Source organism: Xylanibacter ruminicola Ga6B6, assembly GCF_000687715.1.
Classification (GTDB): domain Bacteria; phylum Bacteroidota; class Bacteroidia; order Bacteroidales; family Bacteroidaceae; genus Prevotella; species Prevotella ruminicola_B.
Genome location: NZ_JHXD01000009.1, coordinates 49,944 through 63,414 on the forward strand (window position 1 = coordinate 49,944; position 13,471 = coordinate 63,414).

Genomic DNA, 13,471 nt, shown 5'->3' on the forward strand with positions numbered 1-13,471 from the left:
AGTCCTCCTTACGGATGACTGCAGTCCTGATACTAAATGACTCGAGTCCTTCCTAAGGAGGACTCGAGTCATTAATAAGGAGGACTGGAACTGGGATTAATCGTTCCAGTTCAGTTTCTCTACATAAGCATCAAACTTTAGCTCTTCGTGGCCGATGGCTTTAAGGGCATCTTCAACTTGCTTGATATCGCTGGGTGAACAGAGTTGGGCACCCTTGCGACGTTCGAAGTAAGGATTGCGACCAAACTTGCCCTGCAGTTGATACATAAACGTCTGGTACTCATCGGGTAGCATCTTCTTCTGCATATTCTTAAAACCTTTGCCATAAACCTGAGGCTTATCGTCGCGATAGTATTCGCAACCTTCGCCAGTTTGGGTTAGCTGTGGATTCAGAATTGTTACTGCCGTCAGGTTGCTAGGCAAGTTCTGCATAGCCAACTGGCGCAAACAGTGGTCGGCCATCTTGCAATCTGCCTTGATGCAATGCAGATAGCAGCCAGGAACTTCATCGTAATTAATCTTGCTCATAAATAGTTTTGTTATTTTTGTTAAACCTCTCACTCAAATACACTGAAAGTCGCATCTGTAAAGGAGTTGAGGCTTATGAGAGGTTTGTGTAACCTCTCACTATACCTCTCACTCAACCTCTCACTTTTTTCATCGTCATGCTGCATCAACAGGCACCACATTGTAGTATTTAACATGTCCGCGCTCAGTATGCTCAAAGCCCAGATCCTTCATTGCCAATCCCAAATGCACCTTGGTGCTAACGGTCTTTTTAAGCGAAGGATACTCCTTGCTAATCAACTCCAGCATCTGCGTGCAGTTCATTGCTTTTACCTTCTCGCCTTCGTTAGGTTTGCGGAAACATGCCTCAATAATCTCTGTAATGTCCTTTTCGTCGGTATAGTTCTGGTTCAGCTCCTGAATACGTGCCACCTGCTCGTTGGTAAACCAGTAAGGTGCCTTCAACTCGTTCACCTCATACACCAACTGAGCATATAGCTGCTCGTAATCAATCTCACCAGCATTGTCGATATACTGCCCATCAGGAATCTCAATACAGATGAATCGACGACTACCTGTTACATCCGACAAGGGATGGGGATTGTTGGTAGTGGCCACGAACGATGCATAACGAGGGCGATCCTGCTGCGAACTGCCATAGATGGTACGTCCGTTAACCTTGATTTTCGAGAGCGTTTGCTTCAAGGCCGCCTGCTGACTGGGGCGGATGGCATCCAACTCATCGAGATTCACCAGCAGATTATTAGTCAAGGCCATCTCCTTATCGAACTTGTTTGATAGGTTCAGATGGTCGAGATAATACTCCTGTAGTTCAGGAGGCAGCAAACGAGCGATGAAAGTTGACTTGCCACAGCCCTGCGAACCAATCAGCGTGGGCACACTCTCGTTGGCATGCAGCTTATCCTTCTGCAACCAATGCGCCACAGCCGAACGGAACCAGATAACCAGGAAATCCAACTGCTCGCTGCTGATGCCAGGCAAGCGGCTGAACAACTTGGCCAGATGATTCTGTCCGTCCCATTTGGGCAGATGCATTAGAAACTCATTGATAGGATCGTACACGGGCGTTGCATCCGAGTAAATTACCTCTTGGATATCAGTCTTAGGACTGTTTTTGGTAATCTGCTCCTGCTTAGCCTTGCGAACGATGCTGTTCAGAGCTTCAGACGTAAGCGTTCGCCAAACAGGCTGACTATCAGCCTGTTTGGTATTCAAGATTAGGTACTCTACCTTGCCGTTGAGAATGTTTCGACGGAACTGGTAATTGTCAGAAAGGAACTGCTCAACCGCGAGCGAGTTCTGCAGAGAGGCTCCTAGAGACTCTCCGTTAATTGTCATTTTACTCATAAGATATTGTCAGTTTATTATTTATAATTCTGTTAAGTGCACTTTTCATACTCACGTATGTCTTTGTGTACGGTTTTTGCTATTGCGCTGGCAAAGTTACAAAAATTAAAAGGCGGTTTCAAGTCTTTCCTGTTAAATTTTTGTTAAATTCCCCAAGTGTTAAAATTGAGTGAGAGGTTGAGTGAGAGGTTAGGTGAGAGGTTTGCCCAACCTCTCATGTCTCAAAATCCCAGTGTTTATGCACCTTTCGCCGCATTTGAGTGAGAGGTTGAGACCATGAGCCTTATTGTGTGTTTTTGTGGTATTCGTTTTTATTCGCGGAATTTGATGGTTTGGGTTTCGTAGTTCATATCTTCGATGATGGCGAGGGATTCCAGGTGGTAGCCTTCTTCACGAAGTATGCGACCGCCATTCTGGTTGCCCTTTTCTACTGCAATACCAATGCCTGCAATTGTGGCACCTGCCTGGTGGGCGATGTCGATAAGGGCGTGAACAGCTTCGCCTTCGGCAAGGAAATCATCTACTATCAGCAGATGGTCGGAAGCTGAGAGATAGGGGACTGAAACAAACACCATGTTCTGCATCTTATGGGTAAAAGAATAGGCGTGCGACATGTATTTGTCGTCGCTGCTATTGAGTGTCTGGCTCTTCTTAGCAAACACTACGGGCACATCAAGACTGTTGCCAAGCATCGTGGCAATAGCTATGCCACTGGCTTCGATGGTGAGAATCTTGGTAATCTTGGTGTCTGCAAACCTTCTCTTGAACTCCAGGGTAATAAACCGCATCACGTCCATCTGAATCTGATGATTGAGAAAACTGTCAATCTTCAGAATATTACCAGGTCTGACCTCACACTCTTGAAGGATTTTCTGTTCTAGATAGTTCATAAAAACACAAAAGGCCCCACCTTAGCGGTGAGGCTTTAATTATTATTTTAGTTTGCTGATTCGAATTCTTCGAGGAATCGGGTGTCGTTCTCAGAGAACATGCGGAGGTCGGAAACACGGTATTTGAGGTTGGTGATACGCTCAACACCCATACCGAAGGCGTAACCTGTATATTCCTTAGAGTCGATACCGCAGAGCTCGAGCACGTTAGGATCAACCATACCGCAACCCAGAATCTCTACCCAGCCGGTGTGCTTACAGAAGCCGCAGCCCTCGCCACCACAGATAAAGCAAGAGATATCCATCTCGGCACTGGGCTCGGTGAATGGGAAGTAAGATGGGCGCAGACGAATCTTGGTGTCGGCACCAAACATCTCCTTGGCAAACGAAAGCAGAACCTGCTTCAGATCGGTAAACGATACGTTCTTATCGATATACAAACCCTCAACCTGATGGAAGAAGCAGTGTGCACGGGCGGTGATGGCCTCGTTACGATATACGCGACCTGGACAGATTACACGGATAGGAGCGGTAAGCTTACCGTTCTCGTCGTGCATGTGCTCCATCACACGAGCCTGAACACTTGATGTGTGCGAACGCAACAGGATATTCTTGGTAACATCGTTAGGATGCTGCGATACAAAGAAGGTATCCTGCATATCGCGTGCGGGGTGATCGGCAGCAAAATTCATCTTGGTGAAGATGTGGTTATCATCTTCAACCTCAGGACCATCGGCGAGCACAAAGCCCATACGCGAGAAAATATCGATAATCTCGTTGGTTACGATTGTAAGTGGATGGCGTGTACCCAGCTCAATGGGGTAGGGTGTGCGGGTAAGGTCGAGAGCCTCTTCGCCTCCCTCCTGGGTCTCGCACTCCTCGCGCAGCTGATTGATGCGCTCGGTGGCCAGTGTCTTCAGTTCGTTAATCTTCATGCCGACAGTTTTTTTCTGATCGGCAGCAACCTCGCGGAAGTCGTTCATCAGGGCTGTAATCTCACCCTTCTTGCTCAGATATTTCAGTCGGAGCTGCTCAACTTCCTCTGCGTTTTTGGCGCTCAAATTCTGTACTTCTTTCAGAAGTTCGTCTATCTTATCAAGTATCATAAACTATAAAAATTGCAATTTTGCGTGCAAAGGTACTTATTTTTTGGGATAAAAAGAACAAAAGAACAGAAAAAAGTTTATTCTTGTGTACTTATATCTAAAAAAATGTGTATCTTTGCCGAAATTTTGAGAGAAATAGAAAGATTAGGGTACTACATTAAGTAGATGAAAAGGTTTTTTATCGCGATTTTCGCAACGGTACTGATGATGTTCTCATGCACAGGGAACAAAGCCAATCAGACAGAAGAGGTGCCAGCCGATAGTGTGGCTGACTCTATTGACACCACGGATGTTGACTCGATGGAGATGCTGATTACAGAAACTCCAATGCCAAGAGCTGCTGATGCCATGTTCGACGATTTCTTGTTTAACTTCCTGGCTAACAAGAAACTACAGAAAGAGCGCATTGTTTTCCCACTCAGAGTGACCGAAAACGGAAAGACGACCACAGTTGAAAAGGACAAATGGAAGATGGAACACCTGTTTATGCGTCAGGGGTACTATACCTTGTTATTTAACGACGACAAGCAGATGCAGCTGATGAAGGATACTGCCGTGAGCGAGGCTGTGGTTGAGAAGATCCTGCTGTCGAAGAATCAGGTAAAGAACTATGTGTTCCAGCGTATCAAAGGCGCGTGGCTGTTGCTCGAAATCAGAGTTACGCCACTGCAGGCTGATGCAAACTCTTCGTTCCTGAGTTTCTATCGCCGATTTGTTACAGATAGCGTTTTCCAGGTTAATAGCTTGAGCGAAACGGTGGATTTTGTAGGTCCTGATCCCGACGACGACTTTAACATGATGGAAGGTGTGATTACACCTGATACATGGGAGGCCTTTGCGCCAACCCTGCCACATAAAACCCTTTATAACATAATATATGGCAAACCACAACCTGAGGGTAAGCAGAAGATTTATCTGCTGCGAGGTGTGGCTAACGGACTCGAAATGGAGTTGCGCTTTAGAAAAGAAGGCGGCAAATGGCTGCTGAAGAAAATGATGACATAAGAGTGAATAGTGATTAGTGAATAGGTAATAGTGAGAAGAGAACAGAACTATAGTCTGAAGCAACATAACACATTTGGCATTGAGGCTAAGTGTGCACAGTTTGTGGAGTACAGCACTGAGGCCGAAGCTAAAGAGGTGGCCGAGTTGCTACGCACCACGCGCGTACCTTATATTATAATAGGTGGTGGCAGTAATTTGCTGCTTACTCGCGATTACGAGGGTATTGTGGTTCATTCGACCTGTAAAGGTATAGAGCGCAATGGCAACCGTCTGGTGTGTGGTAGCGGCGAGGTGTTCGACGATGTAGTGGCCCAGAGCATTGAAATGGGACTTTATGGTGCTGAGAACCTGTCGCTGATTCCTGGCGATGTGGGTGCGAGTGCCGTTCAGAATATCGGTGCTTATGGTGCTGAGGCTAAGGACTTGATTCGTAGCATTCGTGCTGTTGAGATTGCCACAGGAAATGTGTGCGTGATAGAGAATGCTGAGTGCGAATATGGTTATCGTCAGAGCAAGTTTAAGCACGACTGGAAGAATCAGTACCTGATACTAAGCGTAGAGTACGAATTTGCAGCTACGTTCGAGCCCCGATTAGACTATGGTAATATTCGTGCCGAGCTGGAGAAGGAGGGCATTAGCCTGCCTACAGCCCAGCAGTTACGTGATACGATTATCCGCATACGCGAGGCTAAATTGCCCGATCCCAAGGTGCTGGGCAATGCAGGCAGCTTTTTTATGAATCCCATTGTGGATCGCCAGAAATACGAGGCGTTAGCTGCTCAGTACGAAGTTATGCCGCACTACGACATCGATGCCGAACACGTAAAAATACCCGCTGGTTGGATGATCGACCAGTGTGGATGGAAAGGAAAATCGATGGGTAGGGCAGGTGTACACGATAAGCAGGCTTTGGTACTGGTAAATCGTGGTGGCGCAACAGGTCAGGAGGTGGTGGCACTTTGCCAGCAGATTCAGGCCGACGTGAAGCAGAAATTTGGTATCGATATCTATCCGGAAGTGAACGTGATATGAAACTAACGTTTTTAGGCACAGGAACCTCGTGTGGCGTACCCGTTATCGGGTGCCAGTGTAAGGTATGTAAAAGTACCGACCCGAAGGATAAGCGTACACGCTGTTCGGCGTTGGTTGAAACAGATAATACACGTATATTGATAGATTGCGGACCAGATTTTCGTGCGCAGATATTGCCACAGCCTTTCCGTAAAATCGATGGCATCCTGATTACCCACTCGCATTACGATCATATGGGCGGTATGGACGATATCCGTCCGTATTGTCAGTTTGGTGCTATCAATGTGTATGCTGATGCGCTGGCCAAACAGGGTATGCTGCAAATGCTGCCATACTGTTTTGCTGATAACCGCTATCCGGGTGTGCCTGCAATAGGGCTGCATGAGATTGAGCCACACAAGCCTTTGCAGATTGGTGATATGGAGGTGATGCCCATCCAAGTGATGCATGGCAAACTGCCTATTCTGGGATATAGAATTGGAAAGCTGACATATATCACCGACATGAAGACCATCGATGATGGTGAATTGTCTTATCTAGAAGGTACCGAGTTGTTGGTGGTCAATGCTTTGCGATTTGATAAGCCGCACCACTCGCATCAACTCATGGACGATGCCATAGCCTTTGCGCGTAGGGTGGGGGCCAAGCAAACGCTGATTATCCATGTGTGTCATGATGTGGGATTGCATGACGAGGTGAACAGACTATTGCCTGAAGGCATAAATCTAGCCTACGACGGACAAGAAATATATCTGTAATTATGTAAAATACGTTGTTTGTTTCTTTAAAATTAGTTAATTATCGACGATATTTTAAGGGAATTTTTTGCAGGTGTCGAAAATAGTCGTATCTTTGCACCGTGTGTTTTTCATAGTATTAGATTTAAGGTTAACAAAGGTTTGGGTCACAGCGGTGACCCTTTTTTTATATCCATCTTCTGCGTTTGCCCTTATCTTTGCCAAACAGCGAACTGTAGCCTTTCATAAGTTTACGTACCAGCAGAATAGCATCTACAGCCATAAAACCATTGCTTACCAGGCTGGCAATATAGTCGCCCTTCGATACTTCGTCGCGCTTCAGGAATGTCTGGTTCCAAAGCGATGAAACCTTGTCCTTATCTTTCTGGATCTCGTCAAGCAAAGCATCCTTGCGCTCGCGAATCTCTTCGAGCGTGCAGAAATCGTTGGTTGTTTTTTTATTGTACGGCATAGTGCTTATTTACTGAGTAGCAAACCTGCCAAGAACCTAACCAGAGGTTTCTCGATCCAAGGTTTGCGGAAGATGATAAATAGAATAAACAGCAGCAGATAGAGTAGCGATATGATGAGGAAAGCCAGAGCCGTACCAGTAAACGTTGCCAACCAGAAGGCTAAGGCAAACGACAAGTAGGTAAGGCATGCTGCAATCACCAAGATGAACACGATAGCCAAGGCGGCAGCCGTTACCAGGCGTACCACCTTGTCTATCATATCGAGCTTAACGTACTCCGTTTGTAGCCCGAGATAGTGTTTCAGCACCTCTATCAGCTGTGCTATATTCTCAACGTTCTTATCGCTCGACAGCATGGGTTACTCCTCCTCGGTTGCTGCGTCCTGAATGTCGTCAACGAGATCAACTACCTCTTTACGGCTCAGTTTGATGTTGTGCTTCTTCAGGAAGTCCTCTACAGCATCAGTGATACGAACGCGAGTGTCCTGTCCCTTTTCGGGGGCTACCAGAATACCAAGAGCTGCGCCAGCAATGGCACCGCCAAGAAATGCGCTAATGTAACCTAAACTTTTCATAATCTTACTGCTTTTAAAATTAATACTTAATACTTAGACTATTTGTCTGCAAATATACGAAAGTTTTCGGTTGTTATGCAAAAATCAGCCAATTTTTTAATAAAAAAGTTGTGTTTTGCCCGATTTAACAAACTTTATGTGGTGTTTTGGCTCGCTTTTGCGCAATAATTAGTAATTTCGCACACAAAATTAAGAATCAAATAAGTAATTAAAAAATAAAAATTAGGAAAAATGAAGAAGTACACTGTATTATGCGCAGGTTTGTGCATGGCATTGGCAATGACAAGTTGTAAGACTAACGAGAGTGCCTATAAGAAGGCTTACGAGAAGGCTAAGCAGTACGATACAGCTCAGCAGCAGGCTGCTCCTGTTGTTGAAACAGCCCCCGTTGTAGCTCCTGTAGAGGCTAAGCCAGCTACTGAGACTCAGGTAGTAGACAATCTCGACAACGTATCAGTACGCCAGGAGAGTGTATCGCTGGTTAGTGGTAGTGGTTTGAAGGCATTCAGCGTAGTTGTTGGCTCGTTTGGTGTTCGCGCCAATGCCGAGGGCTTGATGCAGCGCCTGAAGAATGCTGGTTACGATGCCCAGATTGTTAAGAACGACGATAAGAATATGTATCGCGTCATCGCCTCTACCTTCTCTGACAAGGCTGCAGCAGCTGCAAGCCGCGATCAGATTCGTGCGTCATATCCCGATGCTTGGTTGCTGTATAACGCTCGTTAATTAGCAACATTGGCTCGTATTTTATCAATAGATTACGGTAAGAAACGTACCGGACTGGCAGTCACCGATCCCCTGCAGATTATAGCTGGAGGATTGGCGACTGTTGCTACGTCAGAACTCTTCGACTACCTGAAGGCTTATATTGCCCGTGAACAGGTTGAGATGATAGTGATTGGCGAACCACGCCAGCCTAATGGCGAACCCAGTGAGAACCTGGCACGTGTGCAGCAGTTTGTGAACCGTTGGCGCAAGGCTGTGCCCGAAGTTCCTATCCAGTATTACGACGAGCGTTTTACCTCGGTACTGGCCCATCAGGCCATGCTGGATGGTGGATTGAAGAAGAAGGCTCGACAGAACAAAGGATTGGTAGATGAAATCTCGGCTACCATCATTCTCGAAGATTTTATGCGTTCAAAAAAATAATTATCAATTATTAATTTTCAATTAGAATGGTATTACCTATTTATATATTTGGTCAGCCTGTGCTTCGTAAGGTGGCCGAAGATATTACACCCGATTATCCTCAGTTGAAGGATTTGATTGGTGATATGTGGGAGACACTCGCTGAGTCGGAAGGTATCGGACTGGCTGCTCCTCAGATTGGTAAGCCCATCCGCTTGGTTGTGATCGACCTGGATGTGCTTTCGGATGATCTGCCTGAGTACAAAGGCTTTAAGCAGGTGTTTATCAATGCTCATATCGTAGAGTACGATGAGAGTAATACCGATGTGTCGGAAGAGGGGTGTTTGTCAATCCCTGCTATCCATGAGAAGGTTACACGTCCTACCCGTATCCACGTAGAGTGGGATGACGAGAACTTTGAGCACCACGACGAGTGGGTTGAGGGTTATCTGGCTCGTGTTATGCAGCATGAGTTCGACCACCTCGACGGTAAGATGTTTGTCGACCGTATCTCGCCACTCCGCAAGCAGCTCATCAAGAGCAAGTTGCGCGCTTTGACACAGGGCCGTTTCCGTTGTGGTTACAAGACCAAAGTGGCCAGAAAATAAAATGCGTCGCATTTTCCTGTTTCTGGCATTCCTGCCGTTATTGGTCCAAGCTCAGTTTAATACCGATCGCTTGGTGATGATAGGGCGCTCGGCACTCTATTACGAAGATTATGTGCTGTCGATCCAGTATTTTAATCAGGCCATCAGCATGAAACCTTGGCTCTATGAGCCTTGGTTTTTTCGTGGGGTGGCCAAATTTTATTTGGACGACTATCGTGGAGCCGAGAGCGACTGTACCGAGGCAATCGAGCGCAACCCTTATGTGGTAAGCGCTTACGAGCTGCGCGGGTTGTGTCGCATTAACCAGAAGAAATATAGCGCAGCGGTGAGCGATTACGATCGTGCCCTGCGTTACGATCCTGACAATCAGGGACTTTGGCATAATCGTGTGCTCTGTTTGATTCAGGATAAGAAATACGATTTAGCTTTGGCGCAGATTGATACGATTTCGGCCCGCTGGTCGAAATATGCTCGTGCCTACTCGATGCAGGCTGAGATTTATCTGCTGCAGCAGGATACTACCAAGGCTGTGAAATCGCTTGATAAGAGTTTGGAACTTGATCCTTACGATGGTGGCATCTGGGCTGAGAGAGCCGTGATTAGTCTGGCTCGCCAGAAGTGGAAGGAGGGTGAGGAGTTCCTGACCAAGAGTATCCACTTGTTGCCCAAACACTCGGGCAACTATATTAACCGTGCATTGGCCCGATTTAATCAGAATAACCTGCGTGGTGCAATGGCCGATTATGATACAGCGCTCGATTTAGATCCAAACAACTTCTTAGGTCACTATAACCGCGGACTGTTGCGTGCCCAGGTGGGCGACGATAACCGTGGTATTGAGGACTTTGACTTTGTGCTGAAGTTGGAACCCGACAACCTGATGGCGCTATTTAACCGTGCTCTATTGTTGGAGCAGACGGGAAACCTGCGTGCGGCTATTCGCGACTATTCGAAGGTAATCGAGGAGTATCCTAACTTCTGGTTCGGATTGCAGCATCGCGCTTCGTGTTATCGCCGATTGGGTAATACCAAACAGGCCGAGCTTGATGAGTTCCGTATTCTGAAAGCCCAGATGGATAAACGATATGGTAAGCAGCCACGACTCTCGAAAAAGCAGATGCGTAAGCGTAGCGATATCGATCCTGATAAGTATAACCAGCTGGTTGTAGCTGACGAGCAGGAAGTGGAACACGAATACAAGAGCGACTACCGCGGACGTGTACAGAACCGTAAGACTGCGATAAGCTTACAGCCCATGTACGGACTTACTTTTGTGCAGCCACAGAACGACGTGAAGGTTGAGAATGCATACGAAAACAGTGTGGATGCCTTTAACCAGACATCGGGTTCGCATACTGTTTATCTCTCGTGCGAGCAGCGTAACCTGAGCGAAGACCATATGAAGCGTACCTTTGCGTATATCGATTCGTTAAGCAATGTCATCGATCAGGCGAAAGTTACGTCGAAGGTGGCACCGTTGCTGTTGCTGCGTGCCATCGCATACGCTACCATCCAGAACTTTGATAATGCAATCGACGACCTGAGTATCTGCTTGCAGATCGACTCTACCTCATCGTTGGCCTATTGGCAGCGCGCCGTTTGCCAGGCTAAGATTAATGAGTTTAATGCCTCTGAGGGTACCAATGTGGATCTTAAGTCGGCTAATGTGCTTGGCGATTTGTCGGATGCCATCGCTTTGGCTCCCCATAACGCGTACCTATATTATAATAGAGGTAACCTTTACGCTATGCGTCGCGACTATCAGCGTGCTATCGCCGATTACTCACAGGCACTCAAGCTGAATCAGGATCTGGCCGAGGCTTGGTTCAATCGCGGACTGGCAAAAATCTACGCCAAACACGTGGATGAAGGTATCGAGGATCTTTCGAAAGCTGGCGAATTAGGACTCTATCAGGCATATAGTGTCATCAAAAAGTATCGCGAAAAGTAAATTTTTCGATTAATTTGCATTAATTTGGAATAAAAGCACTATCTTTGCACGCAATTTCAAAATTCAAACATATATTGTAGATATGATGATTAACATTACATTCCCAGACGGATCTGTTCGCTCGTATGAGCAGGGCGTAACTGGTATCCAGATTGCAGAGAGCATCTCTCCGGCTCTCGCACGCAGCGTTGTAAGCTGTGGAGTAAACGGTGAGACAGTAGAGCTGAACCGTCCTATCAATGAGGACGCTACCATCGAGCTCTACAAGTTCGACGATGAGCAGGGTAAGCATACCTTCTGGCACACATCGGCCCACTTGCTGGCCGAGGCACTGCAGGAGTTGTATCCTGGCATACAGTTCGGTTTCGGACCTGCTGTCGAGAATGGTTTCTTCTATGATGTACTGCTGAAAGACGGCGAGAGCATCAAGGAGAGCGATTTCCCAAAGATTGAGGCTAAGATGAAGGAACTGGCTGGTAAGAAAGAGCCTGTAGTTCGTCGTGAGGTACCTAAGGCCGAGGCCCTGAAGCAGTTTGCTGAGTGGGGACAGACCTATAAGTGCGAGCACATCGAGCAGGATCTTGAAGACGGTTCAATCACCACCTATACCCAGGGTAATTTCACCGATCTGTGCCGTGGTCCACACCTCGTGGATACTGGCGAGATCAAGGCCGTTAAGCTCACCTCAGTAGCAGGTGCTTTCTGGCGTGGCGATGCTAACCGCGAGCAGATGCAGCGCTTGTACGGTATCTCATTCCCAAAGAAGAAGATGCTCGACGAGTATCTTGAGATGCTGGAGGAGGCTAAGAAGCGTGACCACCGTAAGATTGGTAAGGAGATGGAACTCTTTATGTTCTCAGAGAAGGTAGGTAAGGGTCTGCCTATCTGGTTGCCAAAGGGTACTGAGCTCCGTCTGCGTCTGCAGGATCACCTGCGTAAGGTGCAGAAGCGTTTCGGCTATCAGGAGGTTATCACTCCACATATTGGTTCTAAGAACCTTTACGTTACCTCTGGTCACTATGCACACTATGGCAAGGATTCGTTCCAGCCAATCCATACCCCTGAGGAGGACGAGGAGTACATGCTGAAGCCAATGAACTGTCCTCACCACTGCGAAATCTTCGCTTGGAAGCCACGTTCATACCGCGATCTGCCTCTGCGTATCGCTGAGTTCGGTACTGTATACCGCTATGAGCAGAGTGGTGAGCTGCACGGACTGACTCGTGTACGTTCGTTCACACAGGACGATGCCCACCTGTTCTGTCGTCCCGACCAGGTTAAGCAGGAGTTCCTGAATGTTATGGATATTATCGGTATCGTGCTTACAGCTTTCGGATTCAACTTCGAGGCTCAGATTTCTCTGCGCGATCCTAACGACCACGAGAAGTATGTAGGTACTGACGAGGACTGGGCTCTGGCCGAGAAGGCTATTGTTGAGGCTTGTCAGGAGAAGGGGCTGCCCGCTAAGGTTGAATATGGCGAGGCTGCTTTCTATGGTCCTAAGCTCGACTTTATGATTAAGGACGCTATCGGTCGTCGTTGGCAGCTGGGTACTATCCAGGTTGACTATAACTTGCCTAAGCGTTTCAACCTTGAGTATACCGATGAGGACAACCAGAAGAAGACTCCTGTTATGATTCACCGTGCACCATTCGGATCAATGGAGCGTTTCTGCGCTGTGCTGATTGAGCACACCAGCGGTCACTTCCCCTTGTGGTTGACTCCTGACCAGGTTGCTATCCTGCCTCTGTCGGAGAAGTATAACGACTATGCACAGGAGGTTGCCAAGAAGTTTGACATGGGTGGTGTTCGTGCTACCGTTGATATGCGTAACGAGAAACTGGGTCGTAAGATTCGTGACAACGAGTTGAAGCGTATTCCTTACATGGTTATCGTAGGTGAGAAGGAGGCTGCTGAGGGTACTGTAGCTGTACGTCCACAGGGTGGTGGCGAGCAGAGCGTTAAGACCATTCAGGAGTTCATTGACGAGGTAAATGCCCGCGTTGCTGAGATGACCAAAGACTTCTAAAGTTAAATATTTATAAAATTATTCAGATAATTAATATTCCAGAGCTCAAAGTTCAAAGAAAAT

General features: G+C 47.1%; 15 protein-coding genes. 8 read left to right on the plus strand and 7 right to left on the minus strand.

Going from position 1 to position 13,471, the window contains the following annotated elements:
* Positions 1-96: 96 nt before the first annotated feature.
* The 4 genes from T500_RS0107255 to pheS all read right to left on the minus strand — a co-directional run bounded on the left by T500_RS0107255 (position 97) and on the right by pheS (position 3,871).
* Entirely contained in the window at positions 97-528 is a 432-nt protein-coding gene (locus T500_RS0107255) for a DUF6078 family protein (protein ID WP_028907561.1), read from the minus strand.
* Between the two features lie 135 nt (positions 529-663).
* Positions 664-1,875 (minus strand): VapE domain-containing protein, encoded by a 1,212-nt coding sequence (locus T500_RS0107260; protein ID WP_028907562.1) that lies wholly within the window; start codon positions 1,873-1,875, stop codon positions 664-666.
* Positions 1,876-2,186: 311 nt separating this feature from the next.
* Complete coding sequence (locus tag T500_RS0107265) at positions 2,187-2,765, minus strand: xanthine phosphoribosyltransferase (protein ID WP_028907563.1); 579 nt, start codon at positions 2,763-2,765, stop codon at positions 2,187-2,189.
* 47 nt (positions 2,766-2,812) lie between these two features.
* Complete coding sequence (gene pheS, locus T500_RS0107270; protein WP_013064371.1) at positions 2,813-3,871, minus strand: phenylalanine--tRNA ligase subunit alpha; 1,059 nt, start codon at positions 3,869-3,871, stop codon at positions 2,813-2,815.
* 165 nt (positions 3,872-4,036) lie between these two features.
* On the opposite strand from pheS, the gene T500_RS0107275 reads away from it, so the two are divergent.
* The 3 genes from T500_RS0107275 to T500_RS0107285 are packed head-to-tail and all read left to right on the plus strand — an operon-like array spanning position 4,037 to position 6,666.
* On the plus strand, positions 4,037-4,876 hold the full coding sequence (locus T500_RS0107275) for a DUF4348 domain-containing protein (RefSeq protein ID WP_028907564.1): 840 nt from the start codon (positions 4,037-4,039) through the stop codon (positions 4,874-4,876).
* Positions 4,877-4,906: 30 nt separating this feature from the next.
* Positions 4,907-5,908: a UDP-N-acetylmuramate dehydrogenase gene (murB, locus tag T500_RS0107280; RefSeq protein WP_028907565.1), complete on the plus strand. Its 1,002-nt coding sequence runs from the start codon at positions 4,907-4,909 to the stop codon at positions 5,906-5,908.
* Positions 5,905-6,666, plus strand: coding sequence for an MBL fold metallo-hydrolase (locus tag T500_RS0107285; protein ID WP_028907566.1), 762 nt, complete (start codon positions 5,905-5,907; stop codon positions 6,664-6,666). Before murB ends, T500_RS0107285 begins: the two co-directional genes overlap by 4 nt.
* Positions 6,667-6,832: 166 nt before the next feature.
* Here T500_RS0107285 and T500_RS15430 read toward each other — a convergent pair whose 3' ends face one another.
* From T500_RS15430 to T500_RS0107300, 3 genes are read right to left on the minus strand one after another with little or no spacing between them, the layout of a single operon-like run.
* Positions 6,833-7,117: a hypothetical protein gene (locus T500_RS15430; RefSeq protein WP_051611943.1), complete on the minus strand. Its 285-nt coding sequence runs from the start codon at positions 7,115-7,117 to the stop codon at positions 6,833-6,835.
* Between the two features lie 5 nt (positions 7,118-7,122).
* On the minus strand, positions 7,123-7,473 hold the full coding sequence (locus tag T500_RS0107295) for a phage holin family protein (RefSeq protein ID WP_028907567.1): 351 nt from the start codon (positions 7,471-7,473) through the stop codon (positions 7,123-7,125).
* A gap of 3 nt (positions 7,474-7,476) precedes the next feature.
* Complete coding sequence (locus T500_RS0107300; protein WP_028907568.1) at positions 7,477-7,692, minus strand: YtxH domain-containing protein; 216 nt, start codon at positions 7,690-7,692, stop codon at positions 7,477-7,479.
* 231 nt (positions 7,693-7,923) lie between these two features.
* Here T500_RS0107300 and T500_RS0107305 point away from each other — a divergent pair, with 231 nt between their 5' ends.
* From T500_RS0107305 to thrS, 5 genes are all read left to right on the plus strand, one after another.
* On the plus strand, positions 7,924-8,418 hold the full coding sequence (locus tag T500_RS0107305) for an SPOR domain-containing protein (RefSeq protein WP_028907569.1): 495 nt from the start codon (positions 7,924-7,926) through the stop codon (positions 8,416-8,418).
* A 9-nt stretch (positions 8,419-8,427) separates the two neighbouring features.
* Positions 8,428-8,841, plus strand: a complete 414-nt coding sequence (gene ruvX, locus T500_RS0107310) for a Holliday junction resolvase RuvX (protein WP_028907570.1) — start codon at positions 8,428-8,430, stop codon at positions 8,839-8,841.
* A gap of 26 nt (positions 8,842-8,867) precedes the next feature.
* A complete protein-coding gene (gene def, locus T500_RS0107315; protein ID WP_028907571.1) occupies positions 8,868-9,428 on the plus strand; it encodes a peptide deformylase in 561 nt (186 codons plus the stop codon).
* 1 nt (position 9,429) lies between these two features.
* Positions 9,430-11,379: a tetratricopeptide repeat protein gene (locus tag T500_RS0107320; RefSeq protein WP_028907572.1), complete on the plus strand. Its 1,950-nt coding sequence runs from the start codon at positions 9,430-9,432 to the stop codon at positions 11,377-11,379.
* An 85-nt stretch (positions 11,380-11,464) separates the two neighbouring features.
* Complete coding sequence (gene thrS, locus T500_RS0107325) at positions 11,465-13,408, plus strand: threonine--tRNA ligase (protein ID WP_028907573.1); 1,944 nt, start codon at positions 11,465-11,467, stop codon at positions 13,406-13,408.
* The last annotated feature ends 63 nt before the right edge of the window (positions 13,409-13,471 follow it).

Coding starts and splice junctions, on each gene's coding strand:
- T500_RS0107295 (WP_028907567.1), bottom strand. CDS start 7,473: ATGCTGTCGAGCGATAAGAACGTTGAGAATATAGCACAGCTGATAGAG.
- T500_RS0107285 (WP_028907566.1), top strand. CDS start 5,905: ATGAAACTAACGTTTTTAGGCACAGGAACCTCGTGTGGCGTACCCGTT.
- T500_RS0107305 (WP_028907569.1), top strand. CDS start 7,924: ATGAAGAAGTACACTGTATTATGCGCAGGTTTGTGCATGGCATTGGCA.
- T500_RS0107320 (WP_028907572.1), top strand. CDS start 9,430: ATGCGTCGCATTTTCCTGTTTCTGGCATTCCTGCCGTTATTGGTCCAA.
- def (WP_028907571.1), top strand. CDS start 8,868: ATGGTATTACCTATTTATATATTTGGTCAGCCTGTGCTTCGTAAGGTG.
- T500_RS0107260 (WP_028907562.1), bottom strand. CDS start 1,875: ATGAGTAAAATGACAATTAACGGAGAGTCTCTAGGAGCCTCTCTGCAG.
- pheS (WP_013064371.1), bottom strand. CDS start 3,871: ATGATACTTGATAAGATAGACGAACTTCTGAAAGAAGTACAGAATTTG.
- T500_RS15430 (WP_051611943.1), bottom strand. CDS start 7,117: ATGCCGTACAATAAAAAAACAACCAACGATTTCTGCACGCTCGAAGAG.
- thrS (WP_028907573.1), top strand. CDS start 11,465: ATGATTAACATTACATTCCCAGACGGATCTGTTCGCTCGTATGAGCAG.
- T500_RS0107300 (WP_028907568.1), bottom strand. CDS start 7,692: ATGAAAAGTTTAGGTTACATTAGCGCATTTCTTGGCGGTGCCATTGCT.
- T500_RS0107265 (WP_028907563.1), bottom strand. CDS start 2,765: ATGAACTATCTAGAACAGAAAATCCTTCAAGAGTGTGAGGTCAGACCT.
- T500_RS0107275 (WP_028907564.1), top strand. CDS start 4,037: ATGAAAAGGTTTTTTATCGCGATTTTCGCAACGGTACTGATGATGTTC.
- T500_RS0107255 (WP_028907561.1), bottom strand. CDS start 528: ATGAGCAAGATTAATTACGATGAAGTTCCTGGCTGCTATCTGCATTGC.